The sequence below is a fragment of the Acidovorax sp. 107 genome, from assembly GCF_003058055.1.
Taxonomy (GTDB): domain Bacteria; phylum Pseudomonadota; class Gammaproteobacteria; order Burkholderiales; family Burkholderiaceae_C; genus Acidovorax.
Map to the genome: position 1 here is coordinate 111,271 of NZ_QBTZ01000001.1, position 13,740 is coordinate 125,010.

Below are 13,740 nucleotides of genomic sequence, written 5' to 3' on the forward strand. Positions count from 1 at the left end.
CTTGTCGCTCTTGACTGTCATCTGCGGAGGCTTCCCATGACCGACGAAACTGCCCAACCTCATTTTTCGAGCGCTCGGGCACCAAGCAGTCACGAGGCGCAGCAAATCGTTATGCCTTTCACCAGTGGGTTGACAGGACATACCAGTCTTCATGAAACCGCGACCCGGGCCGAGGTGGCGCGTCGTATAGCGCGAATAAAAGGATGTCCGGTCAGTGAGGAGCTTCCCCAATCGGAGTGGAAGATGCGCCCTTATCTGATTCCCTGTGAAACATTGGTGGGAATGGAGTGGGTCGCTAGTTTGGGGCTTCACGGGGCGGACGATTTGTTTGGCGGGGTGGTGCCTCACGCTTTCATCGCCTCCAAGGCAATTACCCATCCATTGTTTTCAGCTACTTCTGAACGTCCTGAGGGATGGCGCTTCGATTTCCACCAACGGGTACGCGAGGCCGTCCTGCCCGGTTACACGGCATTCTGTCGTTCCGATGTGATCCAGGCCGTGCTCGCTTTGTTGGCGCTGGGGCCGGTTCGAGTGAAGCCAGTGACAGAAACCGGCGGCCATGGACAAGTCGTGGTGAAGAACGTAGAAGAGTTGAATGCCTGCCTTTCGAAATTGACGGATCAAGCGTTGCGCAGGCATGGTTTGGTGCTCGAACACAATTTGTCTGCAGTCGATACGCTCAGCGTCGGGCAAGTACGCGTTGCCAGCATAGTGGCGAGCTATTACGGAAGACAGCACCTGACTGAGAACAACGAAGGTGCCGTGAGTTATGGCGGGTCCGACTTGACAGTCGTTCGCGGGGACTTCGATGCGCTATTGCGTGTACTCGCTCCAGGAGCGGAACGCACTGCGGTGGAACAGGCCCTCACCTACGACAAGGCAGTGAGGGTTTGTTTTCCAGCGTTCTTTGCCTCGCGTATCAACTACGACGTCGCGCAAGGAACGAATGCTGCTGGCCAATGGTGCTCTGGCGTCCTGGAGCAGTCTTGGCGAATGGGGGGCGCGACCGCCGCCGAGATCGCTGCGTTAGAGGCTTTTCATGAGAATCCAAGCCTCACGCTGGTTCACTCCAAATGCGTTGAAATATTTGGCCCACTGGTGCCGTTGCCCTACGGCGCAGTGACGTACTTCCGCGGAGACGATCCCGACGTTGGACTGTTGACTAAATATGCACTAGTGGAGAGTCGATGACTACACGACATCGAACCGTCCAGATTCCCACTGGCGACCGGACTATCGCTGGAACCTTGGTGGCGCCGGATACGATCGTTCCTGGCGTTTTGCTGGTGCACGGATGGGACGGCAGCCAGGAGCAGTATTTGGCTCGGGCCCATGCCATTGCCACGCTGGGGTGCATTTGCCTGACCATTGACTTGCGTGGCCATGCAAATGACAGGGCGCATCGGGACACCGTGACGCGTGAGGACAATCTCCACGACATGCTGGCGGCGTACGACATGCTTGTGGGCCATCCCGCAGTGGATGAAGAATCTGTTGTGCTCGTTGGTAGCAGTTACGGCGGCTACTTGGCGGCCGTCCTCAGCGCTCTTCGGCCCGTGCGTTGGATGGCTTTGCGCGCTCCGGCTCTGTACAAAGACGACGACTGGCTGACATCAAAGCAGCATCTTGACCGGCAGGAAATCGCCCGATACCGCACGCAAGAACTTTCAGCCGACAGCAACAAGGCTCTTGCGGCCAGCGCGGCTTTCAAAGGCGATATCTTGCTTGTGGAGTCTGAGCTTGATCACATAGTCCCCCACACGGTGATCGAGAACTACCGAGCCGCGTTCCTCAAGGCCCACTCCATGACGCACCGGGTGATCCGTGAAGCGGACCATAGTCTGTCAAAGGCGGAGTGGAGCGATGCGTACACCGCCATGCTGGTGAATTGGATGTCGGAAATGCTGGGTCATGCGAGAGAGGGCGCGGCTGCCTCCTGATGTCTGCGGCTGCGGGCGGAGTGCCTGCGGCCGTATAGGTACTTCCATGATGAACTCTGCGCATGGAACAAAGCAGCCAGTGTCAGAACGATCCTACGTGAACTTGCGGATGGCGATTGCACAAAGCACGATGGAGCGGGCCTACTCTGTTGCTCTTGACTGGAGAATGCAAGATGCCCCTTTGGATCCTGTTGGTAGGGCTTCAGGCTGCTGTCCTGACATTGACAGGGCTCATTGCGGCCTTTTTGCGTTATCTGTGACGGATGGCGTGAGGCGACATTCAAGAGGTACTCATTGCACCCCTGCGACCTGGGTAAATGGCCAAGCCATGGACCACGAGGCCCTTGCTTGGGTCGCTGAAGCTCAGTCAAATTTTTGACCGCGCCGCAAACCCGCGCGGCGCGAGGAAATCGTCAAGACCGGAGGCAAGCCTTAGGTCTCTGAACGGCTCCACGCGATGCTCTGGCACCGCAATATCCCAAGCTTGGGCCGCCCACACTGATGGGGTTGAGTGGCAAGCGCCCCCGAGGGCGCTTGCGAGAGGGACTACTTGGATGGCATGGCTGCCTGGCGGTCCACCATCATCTGCATCATCTGTTCCATCATGGCCATACGGCGTTCCATGTGGGCGTGCATGCCCATCATGCCGCCCATGCCCGAGCTTCCAGCGGCAGCCGGCACGGCGGGTTTAGCCTGAGCCCCTTGTTGCATCATGCCCATGCCCATGCCCATGCCCATGCCCCCCGAGTCACCCGAGCCCATCATGGCCATGCCAGATTGCATGAGCTTCATGTGCTCATCCATCAGCGCGGCGCGTTCGGCCGGAGTCTTGGCCGCCTGCATTTTTCTGTGCATGTCCTGCATCGCCTTCATTTGATGATCGAAGGCATCTGGAGTGGGCGCGGCAGTGGCAGCTGGCGCGGTCTGGGTGACCGCGCCGGCGCTCTGCGTGCTACCGGCGGGGTGGTGGCCTGCGTGTTCGTCCGCAGGCTTTGGAGATTGCGCGACGGCACAGCCCGCCACGAGCAGGGTTGTCAACAGCCCAGCGACGATGTTCAAACGCATGATGGTCTCCTTGTGATTTCAACTGCAGCATGACGATGGTCGTCCCGCACCGTCTTGATTCATGTCAGCAGGGGTTGCGGACCGAGACGCGCAGCAGCAGCCACTGGTTGCTTGTCGCGACGAAGGCGCCACCGCTGCGTCGGCTCTGTATCCGGCACGCTCAATCGCGGAGCGGACAAGCTCCGCTGTCTCGTCTTTGACGTGCCCCGCAATGCGTATCTGCCGTGCAGCCACATCGATGTCTGCTTCGAAGCCCTCCGGCAATCGAGCCTCCGCTATTGCGCGACGGATGCGTTGGGCGCAGCTGCTACACGTCATATCAGGGACATTGAACTCGACCATTTGAGCCTCCTTCGGTTGATTCGCTTTCAAGTATTGACCTTGTCACGATGAAAGAGTCAAGCGGCCTTGGGAAAAACAGTGGAGTGGCTGGGCTGCGCAGCCGCCTTACGCAGTGCATATAACGTGCAGGCCGTGGCCGCACAGTCCGTCGGGCCTTTCGCTTCAGTACATCGATATCGATCAGAAGCCAGAAAAGGCGCAGGGCGGTGGTGTCGCGCCCGTGTGTTTCGAACCGCTCATGAGCAGTGTCTATCGCAGTGGCCCGGGTGCAGGCGCCTTGTTGCTCATGCATCCTCTCAATGACTCACCCGTCATTCGCTTTCCGCAAACATCTCCACCAGCAGACTCCGCAGCCACTGGTTGCCCGGGTCGCGGTGGTACTTCGTGTGCCAGAACAGGTTGATCGCCACCTGCGGCAGCTTCGCCGGGTGGGGCGCCGAGGCCAGCCCGAAGGGCTCGGCCATGCTCTGCGCCATCTTCTCGGGCACGGTGGCCACCATCTGCGTGGCCTGCAGGATGTGGCCGATGGCCACGAAATGTGGCACCGTCAGCCGCACATCGCGGGCCACGCCCATGCGCTCCAGCAGTTCGTCCACCTTCCCGTGGCCCGTTCCTTCCGAGACCACGACCACGTGCTCCGCGCGTGAGAACTCCGCCAGGCTGATGCGGCGCTTGTGCAGCGGGTGCCCCTGGCGGAACAGGCAAACGTAAGGCTGGCGGAACAGCCTGCGCTGAAAGAACCCCGCCTTAAGCTGCGGCAGCAGGCCCACGGCCAGGTCCACCTTGCCGGCTTCCATGGCGTCCTTCAGGTCGGTGGCGGTGTTGCGCACCGTGGTCAGGCGCACGCCCGGCGCCACCAGCGCCAGGCGCTCCAGCAGGCGCGGCAAGAAGTAGATCTCGCCGATGTCCGTCATCGCCACCTTGAACACGCGCCGGCTGGTGCCGGGGTCGAACCCCAGCTTGTGGTTGAGCGCGCCATGGATCATGGCCAGCGCGTATGAGACCGACTCCGCAAGCTGGTCCGCATAGGGCGTGGGCTGCATGCCCTGGGCGGTGCGCAAAAAGAGCTCGTCGCCCAGCAGGCGCCGCAGGCGGGCCAGGGCGTTGCTCACCGCCGGCTGCGTGAGGCCCAGGTTCTCCGCGGCCTGCGACACCTTGCGCGTGACCAGCAGCTGCTGGAACACTACCAGCAGGTTGAGGTCGATGTCCTCGAGTTCCACGCAATACCTTTATTGATCTGGGTGATGGACTGTATTCACGCCATTCTATTGGCTGATTTTGTAATCACGGGAATGATCGCTGCCATCACAACGACAAGAGCGAGACAACCCTGATGGAACTGCGTATCGAGCCGCTGGGCCGCGTGCTGCCGGTGGCGCCGGGAGCCAACCTGCTGGAAGTGCTGCGCTCGCACCAGATTCCCGTGTCCTACAGCTGCATGGCCGGGCGCTGCGGCACCTGCCGCTGCAAGGTGCTGTCGGGCGATGTGCTGGACTCCGGCCCGGCCTTGGGCAGACCCCTGGGCGGCCAGGATTCGTATGTGATGGCCTGCCAGACGGTGCTCAGCGGGTCCTGCACCATCGAGATCCCCGAGCCCGACGAGGTGGTGGTGCACACTGCGCGCACCTTGAAGGCCACGGTCACGGCGGTCGAAGCACTCACACACGACATCCGCCGTGTGCGCTTGCGCTCGGCCAAGCCGCTGGATTTTTCACCCGGGCAGTACGCACAACTACAGTTCGGCCCGGGCCTTGCACGACCCTATTCGATGGCTGGCTTGCCACATGACGACGAGCTGGAGTTTCACGTGCGCCTGGTCGAGGGCGGGCAGGTCTCCGGCCATGTGGCCCATGTGCTGGCCGTAGGCGACGCGGTCCGCGTGAGCGGCCCGCTGGGCTCGGCCTACCTGCGCCGCAAGTACGAGGGGCCCATGCTCTGCGTGGCGGGCGGAACGGGCCTGGCGCCCATCCTGTCCATCGTGCGCGGCGCGCTGGAATCGGGCATGGACAACTCCATCCACGTCTATGCTGGCGCGCGCTCGGCGCGCGACGTGTACGGCCTGCAGTGGCTGGCACAGCTGCAGCAGCGCCATCCGCACCTGCAGGTGCATGTGGTGGTGGCTGCGGCCGACGCGCCCCCCGGTCAGCGCACGGGCTTGGTCACCGATGCCATCGCGCGCGACTGGCCGCGCCTGGACGGCTGGCGCGCCTACCTGTGCGGATCCCCGCCCATGGTGGAGGCGGCTTCGCTGCTGGCGCGCCAGCGCGGCATCGCGCCGGAGCACCTGTACGCAGACGCGTTCTATGCGAGCACCCCCTGAGCGACTGCGCGGTGGAGCGGCATTGCTGCGGCCTCTTGACGCCCACACGCGTGCAACGAACAACCAGCCCAAGGAGACAATGACATGAGTGCACCCCATCCCATCTTTCCGTTGCGCCCCGTCTGGGAGGGCCCCGGCACCCACCGCGTACCGTTCGCGGCTTATACCAATGAAGAGCTGTACCGCCGCGAGCTCGAGCGGTTTTTCTACCGCAGCCACTGGTGCTATGTGGGCCTGGAGGCCGAGGTGCCGAATCCCGGCGACTTCAAGCGCACGGCGATCGGCGAGCGCTCGGTGATCCTGGTGCGCGGCGAGGACATGCAACTGCATGTGGTGGAGAACGTGTGCGCGCACCGCGGCATGCGCTTTTGCCGCGAGCGCCATGGCAACCGCAAGGAGTTCGTCTGCCCCTACCACCAGTGGAACTACCGACTGGACGGCGCACTGCAGGGCGTGCCCTTTCGGCGAGGCGTCAAGCAGGACGGCAAGGTGCACGGCGGCATGCCGGCGGACTTCCAGCTGGAGGAGCACAGCCTCACGCGGCTCAAGGTGGCTACGCGCGGCGGTGTGGTGTTTGCCTCGTTCGACCACGATGTCGAGTCGCTGGAGGACTTCATGGGCCCGGTGATCCTGGGCTATTTCGACCGGATGTTCAACGGCCGCCAGCTCAAGATCCTGGGCTACAACCGCCAGCGCATCCCGGGCAACTGGAAGCTGATGCAGGAGAACATCAAGGACCCGTACCACCCTGGCCTGCTGCACACCTGGTTTGTCACCTTCGGCCTCTGGCGGGCCGACAACAAGTCCGAGCTGAAGATGGATGCGCGGCATCGTCATGCGGCCATGGTCTCCACGCGCGGCGAGGCGAAAAAACAGTCTGACGTATCCAATGTCTCCAGCTTCAAGGCCGGCATGCAGCTGGAAGACCCGCGCTTCCTCGACATCGTGCCCGAGCCCTGGTGGGGCGGCCCCACGGCGGTGATGACCACGCTGTTCCCCAGCGTGATCCTGCAGCAGCAGGTCAACAGCGTCTCCACCCGCCACATCCAGCCCGTGGGCCACGATGCCTTCGACTTCGTGTGGACGCATTTCGGCTACGAGGGCGACACCGACGAGATGACCGAGCGCCGTCTGCGCCAGGCCAACCTGTTTGGCCCCGCTGGCTTCGTCTCGGCCGACGATGGCGAGGTGATCGAGTTCTCGCAGCAAGGCTTCGAGCAAAAGCCCTTCCACCGCGCGCTGGTGGAGCTGGGCGGCCACGAGGTGGGTGATACCGACCACATGGTCACCGAGACGCTGATCCGTGGCATGTACGAGTACTGGCGCGGCGTGATGGAGAAGGAGGACTGACGCCATGGATACCCACGACACCCCCATCGCATTCGCCGACTACTTCGCGGTGCAGCAGCTCTATGCCGAATACGCCGCTGCGCTCGATGCCGCACGGTGGGACCGCTGGCCGGGCTTCTTTACCGACGATTGCGTCTACCGCCTGCAGCCGCGCGAGAACCACGAGCGCGGCCTGCCGCTGGCCACGCTGTCGTTCGACAGCCAGGGCATGCTCAAGGACCGCGTCTACGGCATCCGCGAGACGCTGTTCCATGACCCGTATTACCAGCGCCATGTGATCGGTGCGCCCATCGTGCGTGCGGCTGGCGAGGGCCGGTGGGCGTGCGAGGCCAACTACGCGGTTTTCCGCACCAAGCTCTCGGAACCGTCCACGGTGTTCAACGTGGGGCGCTATCTGGATGTAGTGCAGCGCACGCCTGAGGGTCTGCGCTTTGCTCGCAAGGAATGCATCTATGACAGCGAAATGATTCCGAACTCCATCATCTACCCTATCTGAGAAAGCGCTCCATGACCCCTCTCGATACGCATTGGACCGAAGCCACCGCGTTGGGCGACTTGCCCGAGGATGACGTGATTGGTGTGTCCGTGGATGGCCGTGACGTGGCCCTCTACACCGTAGCTGGCGATGTTTTTGCCACCGACAATCTCTGCACCCACGGCAATGCGCGGCTGTGCGACGGCTTCCTGGAAGGGCACGAGATCGAATGCCCGCTGCACCAGGGCCGTTTTGATGTGCGCGACGGCCGTGCGCTGTGCGCTCCGCTTACGCAAGCATTGCGCACCTACCCGGTCAGGATCGATCAGGGCAAGGTGTACTTGAATCTTGAAGCGGCGCCACGCGGCGTTACCTAAGCCACTGGGCAGAATCGCCCCCGGAGTTCGCTGAGGCGGGTTGGGTCGCGTCAGGCGGCCCCCTCTATGTTTCGACTGCGCGTGAGCTGCTTCCGCGGTCCGGTCTGTGCATCGGATTCAGGCGCATTGCGAGTCTTGCTCAACATGAAAGCGACAGTGCAAGCGTGCCATCACGCTCCAGTTGCTTGATGCACTGGATTTCGACTGACCTCCCGTGTCTGAGGTTGCCAGGGATGGAAAAAAAAAGCTCCCGGAAGGGGAGCTCGGATGCTGGCGATGCGGCACAGTGAAAACACTTCCACAGGATCGCGGCACTCGCCAGGTGCCGCCACCGCGGGACCGGTCCGCATCTGCTTGAATTACATGGCGTTGCCGATTTCGCCGTGGGAGATCTGGCCCGTACGCACTGCTTCTGCTGCTTGGGCGCGGATGGCCGAGCGGTCGGCGGTGGATTGGTAGGTAGCAACACGTGAGCCGGCGGGCTCCATATTGTGCGTTTTGGCTTCCACTACCGCCTCAGCACGCACTTCGGCGCGGGTGCGTTGGGTTTCAAACTGGGTGGCGAATTGCGAAGCATCGGCTTCATCTGCGTGTGCGCCAAACGAGGCGAAAGCGGCAACAGCGGCGATAGAGAGGAAGCGTGTGGTCTTGTTCATGATGAAAATCCTTGAATGAAAAATGCGTCTCAAAAAAGCCGGAGCGAAGAGCCCACAACACAGGCTGGAAACTGCTTCACACCGGGTTCGGTGAGTCGCCTTGCGGGTTCGGCTCATCGATGGGGTGAACTGTACGCCGACGTTGTCTAACAAAAAACCATATGGTCGCAAATTGACTGTTTTGGTATTGGGAATGATTCGAAGTGCGCTCTGCCCTGGCGCTGTGATCGTTGGCTCGGGGCCCCCACGCACCGATAGGCCTGTGGGTCGCTAGGGCCTACTGCGCGTCTTGCGCGTCGAACGAGGGGTGGGGCTCGGAGCCCTGTGGCTCGCCTGGTCCAGCCATAACAAGGTGTCCATCTGCGCCATGAAGTGGCGCAGATAGCCCGGAGACAAATTGCGCATCAGGTTGAGTGAACGCAGCACGAGCTTGTGCGCATTGAGCGGCCCGGCGTTCTCTGGCCCCCGGTGCAGGGCCTGGACCACCTGTTGCTCGGCAGCGATGTCAGACCAGACCCTGCTGAACTGGCGCACGCTTTTGAGGGCGGGCAATGGAGCATTCTCCGCCGCAAAGGGGTCGTCCTTGGAGGCGTTGTACCGGGGGGATGTCAAGGTTTGGTTCAGCTGTGCCAGCGCAGAGCCCGCGGGGGTGGGGCGTGGGTGACTCTGTGATGAAACTGTGGGCGGCGGGCTCTGGGGGTAGCTCGCCAGCGCGGCATCGAGCTTGTGCTCCAACAGCCGTTGTACGGCCCCGGACTGGCCAGGCAGGCGGCGCGCCAGCACCTCCAAGTAGTGAAAGCGCGCGGGGTCGTTGTGGTGCGCGCCCACTGCACGCAAGGCCTCTACGCGGGGATCGCTCATGGTGCGCGGGGTGACTCGATGGGCTGGGTGTTGGCTGTCTTGGGGACTGGCGCCATCTCTACCCGGCGGTTCTGTGCTCGGCCTTTTTCGTCGCTGTTGTCGGCCACGGGTTGTTCAGCGCCAAAGGCGGCCGCGAACACCTGAGACGATGGCATGCCCTCGTCAATCAGGGCCCGGGTCACTGTGAGCGCACGCTGGGCCGACAGCTCCAGGTTGTCCGCAAAACGTTTCTGGCTGCCGCGCAGCAGCGCGGTGTTGTCTGTGAAGCCGCTGACCATCAGCATTTCGTTGCGTTCGCGCAGATAAATCCCCAGCGGCTGCACCAGGGTCTTGAGCAACTGGCGGCCTTCTGGGCGCAGTTCGTCTGATCCCGTGGCAAACAGCACGCTGCCACTGATGCCAATGCGTCCATTGTTCACCGTCACACGTCCGCTGGCCAGCGGAATGGCCAACGCTTTTTCGAGCGCCATGCGCCTCTGCTCTTCCATCTGGCGCTTTTGCACTTCCTGCTGGAGGCTGGCCACCAGATCAATCTGTACCACCAGGACACCCACCAAAATCAGCACGAACGCACCCAGCAGTCCGGCCATCAGGTCGCCGAAGACAGCCCAGACCGGGGCGGTCTGGTCGGTGGCATCGTCCAGGGTATCGTCCACGCCGGTCACGCAGGCACCCCTTGTTCTGCCGTGGCCCGGCCATGGAGTCGGCGCAGGTCTTCCACGATGCCTTGTTGTGCGCTGATGCTCAGGTCAATCACCTCCCGCGCCTGTGCCACGTAATAGGCCAGTTGCTCGTCGCTGCGGCCCATGGACTCGCGGATGGCGCCCTCCATGTCTTGCAGGCTCAGCATGAGCTTGTCATTGCTGGCGCTGAACAGGCCCACGCCGTGCTGGAAGGATTCCCCCAGGCTGGACAACTCGATGGCGCTGGCCGCCACTTGCGCAGCCACCTCATCCACCTTGCCCGCCTGTGCGCCCAGGGCCTGTGCAAACTGCTGGCCCGCTTGCTCCAGCACCTGGGCGGCCGAACCGACCAGGGCGTCAATGGCCGCGCGCTGCTGCACAGCGGCTTCGTTCACGGATTGCAGCAGGGTGCCCAGTTGCTGCGTCATGGCCGTACGCTCGGCCAGTGCGAGGTTGTCGCGTTCGCCCAGGCGTGTCATTTCCTGTCGCAACTGGGTGATGACTTCGGCTGCCGCCTGTGGCACGTCGGAGGCGGTTTGCAGCAGGCGCGTGAGCGGGGCTTCCAGCGCGGAGCCCAGGGTGGCCAGGTGCTCTGACACGGCGGCTTGCAGGGTCTCCAGGCGGTCCACGGCCGCCTGCCCGCGCGTCGCTTCGGCATCGCGCAGTGCGACAAGTTCATCGCGCCACACTTGGGTCAGTGCCTCCATGCGCTGGCCCTGGGCTTGCACCCACTGGGCTTCGGTATCGATGCGTGTGCGCAGCAGCGCGTCGGATTGCTCCATCAGCGCAGTGGTGCTGCCCAAGGTGCGTTCCACCTGGGTGTTCAGTCGCTGGCTCACCTGTGTGGCGGTGTCCTCCAGCGTCTGCACCAGGGCGCGCTGTTGTTCCACTGCCTGGGTGGCAGCGCGCTGCCATTCGGCGCTGAGCGTGTGCGCCAGGCCCTCCAGGGACTGACCCCAGTCCGCCAGCCGTTGCGCATCGGCGTCGCGCTGTGCCTGCTGAGCGTCGGCGACGGTGCTTTGCAACGCAGCCAGCAAGGCCTCTGAGCGTTTTTCGAAGGCGCTGTTGGAGGACTGCAGGCGGTGTTCGATCTGCTGGGCTGCTTGGGCGAGTGCCGTGCTGGTGGCCTGGTGCTGTTCGGCCGTCTGTGCACCGGCGCTCTGCCATTCGCCGCTGATTTTCTGGGCCATCTGGTGCATAGATTGGGTCCAGTCGGCAAGCCGCTGCGCATCCGCAGACCGCTGTGCACCGTGGGCTTCGGCCACTGTGGCTTGCAGCGTGGTGACCAGTGCTTGGGCCTGCTGTGCAAAGGCCTGGGTGGTGGCCTGCAATTGCCGGTCCATCTGCTGTGCTGTGCGCTCCAAGGCCTTGCCCACCTCCTGCTGTTGGGTCAGCGTGTGGGTGCCTGCACGCTGCCATTCAGCGGCCAGATTGCGGGCCATGTCCTGCATGGAGTGCTCCCAGCCTTGCAGTCGCTGGTGGTCCAACTCCACCTGGGCGGCCTGTTGCTGTGCGGCTGTTGCGTGCAGGGCATCCACCAGGGATTTCGAGCGGTCGTCAAAAGCCCGCGTGAGTGTTTGCAATGCGCTCTCGAACTGGGTTGCCAGCGCGCCCTGCGTGCTCGTCTGCTGGTCGAGCGCCTGGGCCCAGGTGTCGGCCACCTTGCGTGCGGTGCCCTCCCATTGCGCGCTGAGGTTTTGCAGCTGCTGACTGGTGTGTTCTCGCAACCGCTCGTGGGTGCGCTGGGACTCTTGTGCCAGCGTCGCCATGGCCTGTTCCACCACCGGGCGCATGGCGGCAGTGGCCTGCTGGGCACTGGTGCTCAGGCTGTCTTGCAGCGATGCGCCCACGGCCTGCGCCAATTGGGTGTAGGCGGCAGAGGCCTCTTTGTGAAACCCCTGCTGTTGCGCCCGCAGCTGGTCGTTGAGCTGGCTGTGGCGGCGCTCCAGCCCCTCCATCATGGCTTGCAGGCGGTCGGCAATCAGCGGCAGGGCCTGGGCCTGCGCTTGCAGGGCCTGCAGTGTGTCCTCCCGCCGTTGAGCGGAAGAGAAGGAGCGGAACAGCGTGGGGATGTGCGCATCCAGCTGGCGGACCGCCTGCAGCCGTTCACGGCGGCTCAGGGCGGACAACAGGCCCAGCGCGGCCGACGTAGCCACCCCCGCGACGGACGTCCCAAACGACAGGCCCAGTCCCTTGATGGGCGCAGCCAGTGCGTTGCGGATGGATTCCAGGTTGCCAGAGGCCTCCAGGGCGAACACCGCACCGTGGAACGTCACCACCATGCCCACAAAGGTGCCCAGCATGCCCAGCATCACCAGCAGTCCCACCAGATAGGGCGTGAGCGCGGGGCCCGGCAAGGCCACCCGCTCGCCTTCGATGCGTTGCCGAACCGGGTGGCGCAGTGCTGGGTCCAGGCTTTCGAGCCAGGTATCCAGCGCTGGGGGCTCTTGATGGGCCTCTAGCGCGCGCGTCAGCGAGGCGGTGGCCGCCCGATAGCGCATCAGCTCCCAGGCTCCCAGCAGGTAGGTGGCGGCGATCATCACCGTCATTGCCAGTGCCAGCGGGCTGTGGCCTATAAAACCCCAGCCCACCCAGCCAGCGGCCGCAAGGCCTGTGGCAAAGATGGCTGTCATCACACTCTTGTTCATTCCTGTTGTCCTGTTGTGTCGTTCTGGGCCGCTTCCAGCAGTCCCGTGATCGGTTCCATGCGCGTTTGCAGCTCTGCGGTGAGCAGGGCCTGCATGTCGCGTTCGAAGGCCCACAGCCAGCCTCCTGCCTGCCGCCAGCGCGCAGGCTCATCGGTCAGTCCCTGGGCGGTCAGCCGGTGCTGGTGTTGCCGATGGCGGTGCGCCAGGCGGCGCTCCAGGTGCGCGGGGAGCAAGGCCCACAGGCGTTGCTCGCGCGGCGCCAGCATGTGCTCCATGACAGCGTCCAGCGCTGCCACCTGGCGCAACCTGGGGGGGCCTTGTGTGATCGCCTGGCGCAACTGTGCCCGCAGGGGCTGCAGCCGCAGCTCCATCTGCTTTTGCAGGTCCAGATAGCGTGGCGCATGGGTGGCGAAATCCGTCTCCACCATCGGGTCCGGCAGTTCCACGGGCGTGTTGTCCGCCCGGGCCCGCAGCGGTTTGGGTGCAGTGGGCCTGGTGGTCAGCTGCACTTCGAGGTCGGCCTTAACCTTCGCTACCAGGCCGGTGAGTGCCGTCATGTTCAGCACCACGGGTGGGCGTTGTGCACTGGCTGCCTGCGATGGCAGGGTCTCGATCGCGTGCAGCGCCCGGCTGAGCTGGACGGCGTCCACGGTTCCGAGCCATTGGCTCAGCTGCTCAGCCACATCGGGGGGCTTGGCTGCTGGTAGCGGAGGCGCGGCCCGCTCGCTGGCTTCCCGCGTCCATTGCTGGAGCAGGACCACGAGGGGTGAGCTGTTGAGTCGGTGGTGTTGGGTCATCCCGCGAAAGGCTGTGCACTGGGTGGGCACGGCCGAGAGGGATGGTCCGGCGGCACGTGCAGGGGGGAACGGGTCCCCATAGGCAAAGCCCGCTATTTTCGCAGGAACGCAAGGCTGATCGGCCGGTCAGCGTCCGGCGTTGCAGCTGTTACATGAGGGAAAGGGCGCGATGTAGCGCCCAGAGGCCCGGCCGGTGGGCCTTTTGGAGGCTCCAGGGCTTGAATTA

The 13,740-nt window shown here is 63.6% G+C and carries 14 protein-coding genes; 6 read left to right on the forward strand and 8 right to left on the reverse strand.

The features are described from left to right. Nucleotides 1-36 precede the first annotated feature (36 nt). Both C8C99_RS00515 and C8C99_RS00520 read left to right on the forward strand, forming a co-directional pair. Entirely contained in the window at nt 37-1,191 is a 1,155-nt protein-coding gene (locus C8C99_RS00515; RefSeq protein WP_108624601.1) for a DUF3182 family protein, read from the forward strand. After that, nucleotides 1,188-1,940, forward strand: coding sequence for a S9 family peptidase (locus tag C8C99_RS00520; protein ID WP_056637523.1), 753 nt, complete (start codon nt 1,188-1,190; stop codon nt 1,938-1,940). The genes C8C99_RS00515 and C8C99_RS00520 overlap by 4 nt, the downstream gene beginning before the upstream one ends. Before the next feature lie 546 nt (nt 1,941-2,486). On the opposite strand, the gene C8C99_RS00525 is transcribed toward C8C99_RS00520, so the two are convergent. The 3 genes from C8C99_RS00525 to C8C99_RS00535 all read right to left on the reverse strand — a co-directional run bounded on the left by C8C99_RS00525 (nt 2,487) and on the right by C8C99_RS00535 (nt 4,567). Continuing rightward, the gene (locus C8C99_RS00525) at nt 2,487-3,005 is read right to left on the reverse strand and encodes a hypothetical protein (RefSeq protein WP_056637520.1); all 519 of its coding nucleotides are present in this window, start codon (nt 3,003-3,005) and stop codon (nt 2,487-2,489) included. 18 nt (nt 3,006-3,023) lie between these two features. Further along, nucleotides 3,024-3,347, reverse strand: a complete 324-nt coding sequence (locus C8C99_RS24370; RefSeq protein ID WP_082576700.1) for a heavy-metal-associated domain-containing protein — start codon at nt 3,345-3,347, stop codon at nt 3,024-3,026. 311 nt (nt 3,348-3,658) lie between these two features. Then, the gene (locus C8C99_RS00535) at nt 3,659-4,567 is read right to left on the reverse strand and encodes a LysR family transcriptional regulator (protein WP_108624602.1); all 909 of its coding nucleotides are present in this window, start codon (nt 4,565-4,567) and stop codon (nt 3,659-3,661) included. 113 nt (nt 4,568-4,680) lie between these two features. On the opposite strand from C8C99_RS00535, the gene C8C99_RS00540 reads away from it, so the two are divergent. The 4 genes from C8C99_RS00540 to C8C99_RS00555 all read left to right on the forward strand — a co-directional run bounded on the left by C8C99_RS00540 (nt 4,681) and on the right by C8C99_RS00555 (nt 7,869). Continuing rightward, nucleotides 4,681-5,667, forward strand: a complete 987-nt coding sequence (locus C8C99_RS00540; RefSeq protein ID WP_056637513.1) for a 2Fe-2S iron-sulfur cluster-binding protein — start codon at nt 4,681-4,683, stop codon at nt 5,665-5,667. Between the two features lie 84 nt (nt 5,668-5,751). Beyond that, nucleotides 5,752-7,017 carry an aromatic ring-hydroxylating dioxygenase subunit alpha gene (locus C8C99_RS00545; RefSeq protein ID WP_056637510.1) on the forward strand — a complete coding sequence of 422 codons (1,266 nt, stop codon included), beginning with the start codon at nt 5,752-5,754 and terminating at the stop codon, nt 7,015-7,017. A 4-nt stretch (nt 7,018-7,021) separates the two neighbouring features. Next, complete coding sequence (locus C8C99_RS00550; RefSeq protein ID WP_056637508.1) at nt 7,022-7,513, forward strand: aromatic-ring-hydroxylating dioxygenase subunit beta; 492 nt, start codon at nt 7,022-7,024, stop codon at nt 7,511-7,513. An 11-nt stretch (nt 7,514-7,524) separates the two neighbouring features. After that, nucleotides 7,525-7,869 carry a non-heme iron oxygenase ferredoxin subunit gene (locus tag C8C99_RS00555; RefSeq protein WP_108624603.1) on the forward strand — a complete coding sequence of 115 codons (345 nt, stop codon included), beginning with the start codon at nt 7,525-7,527 and terminating at the stop codon, nt 7,867-7,869. 359 nt (nt 7,870-8,228) lie between these two features. Here C8C99_RS00555 and C8C99_RS00560 read toward each other — a convergent pair whose 3' ends face one another. From C8C99_RS00560 to C8C99_RS00580, 5 genes are all read right to left on the reverse strand, one after another. Next, a complete protein-coding gene (locus C8C99_RS00560; RefSeq protein ID WP_056637503.1) occupies nt 8,229-8,525 on the reverse strand; it encodes a DUF4148 domain-containing protein in 297 nt (98 codons plus the stop codon). Between the two features lie 270 nt (nt 8,526-8,795). After that, nucleotides 8,796-9,386 carry a DUF2894 domain-containing protein gene (locus C8C99_RS00565; RefSeq protein ID WP_056637500.1) on the reverse strand — a complete coding sequence of 197 codons (591 nt, stop codon included), beginning with the start codon at nt 9,384-9,386 and terminating at the stop codon, nt 8,796-8,798. Further along, on the reverse strand, nt 9,383-10,051 hold the full coding sequence (locus tag C8C99_RS00570; protein WP_056637497.1) for an OmpA family protein: 669 nt from the start codon (nt 10,049-10,051) through the stop codon (nt 9,383-9,385). The genes C8C99_RS00565 and C8C99_RS00570 overlap by 4 nt, the downstream gene beginning before the upstream one ends. Continuing rightward, on the reverse strand, nt 10,048-12,717 hold the full coding sequence (locus C8C99_RS00575) for a DUF802 domain-containing protein (protein ID WP_056637493.1): 2,670 nt from the start codon (nt 12,715-12,717) through the stop codon (nt 10,048-10,050). Before C8C99_RS00575 ends, C8C99_RS00570 begins: the two co-directional genes overlap by 4 nt. Continuing rightward, nucleotides 12,714-13,514 (reverse strand): DUF3348 family protein, encoded by an 801-nt coding sequence (locus C8C99_RS00580; protein ID WP_056637490.1) that lies wholly within the window; start codon nt 13,512-13,514, stop codon nt 12,714-12,716. Before C8C99_RS00580 ends, C8C99_RS00575 begins: the two co-directional genes overlap by 4 nt. Between the last annotated feature and the right edge of the window lie 226 nt (nt 13,515-13,740).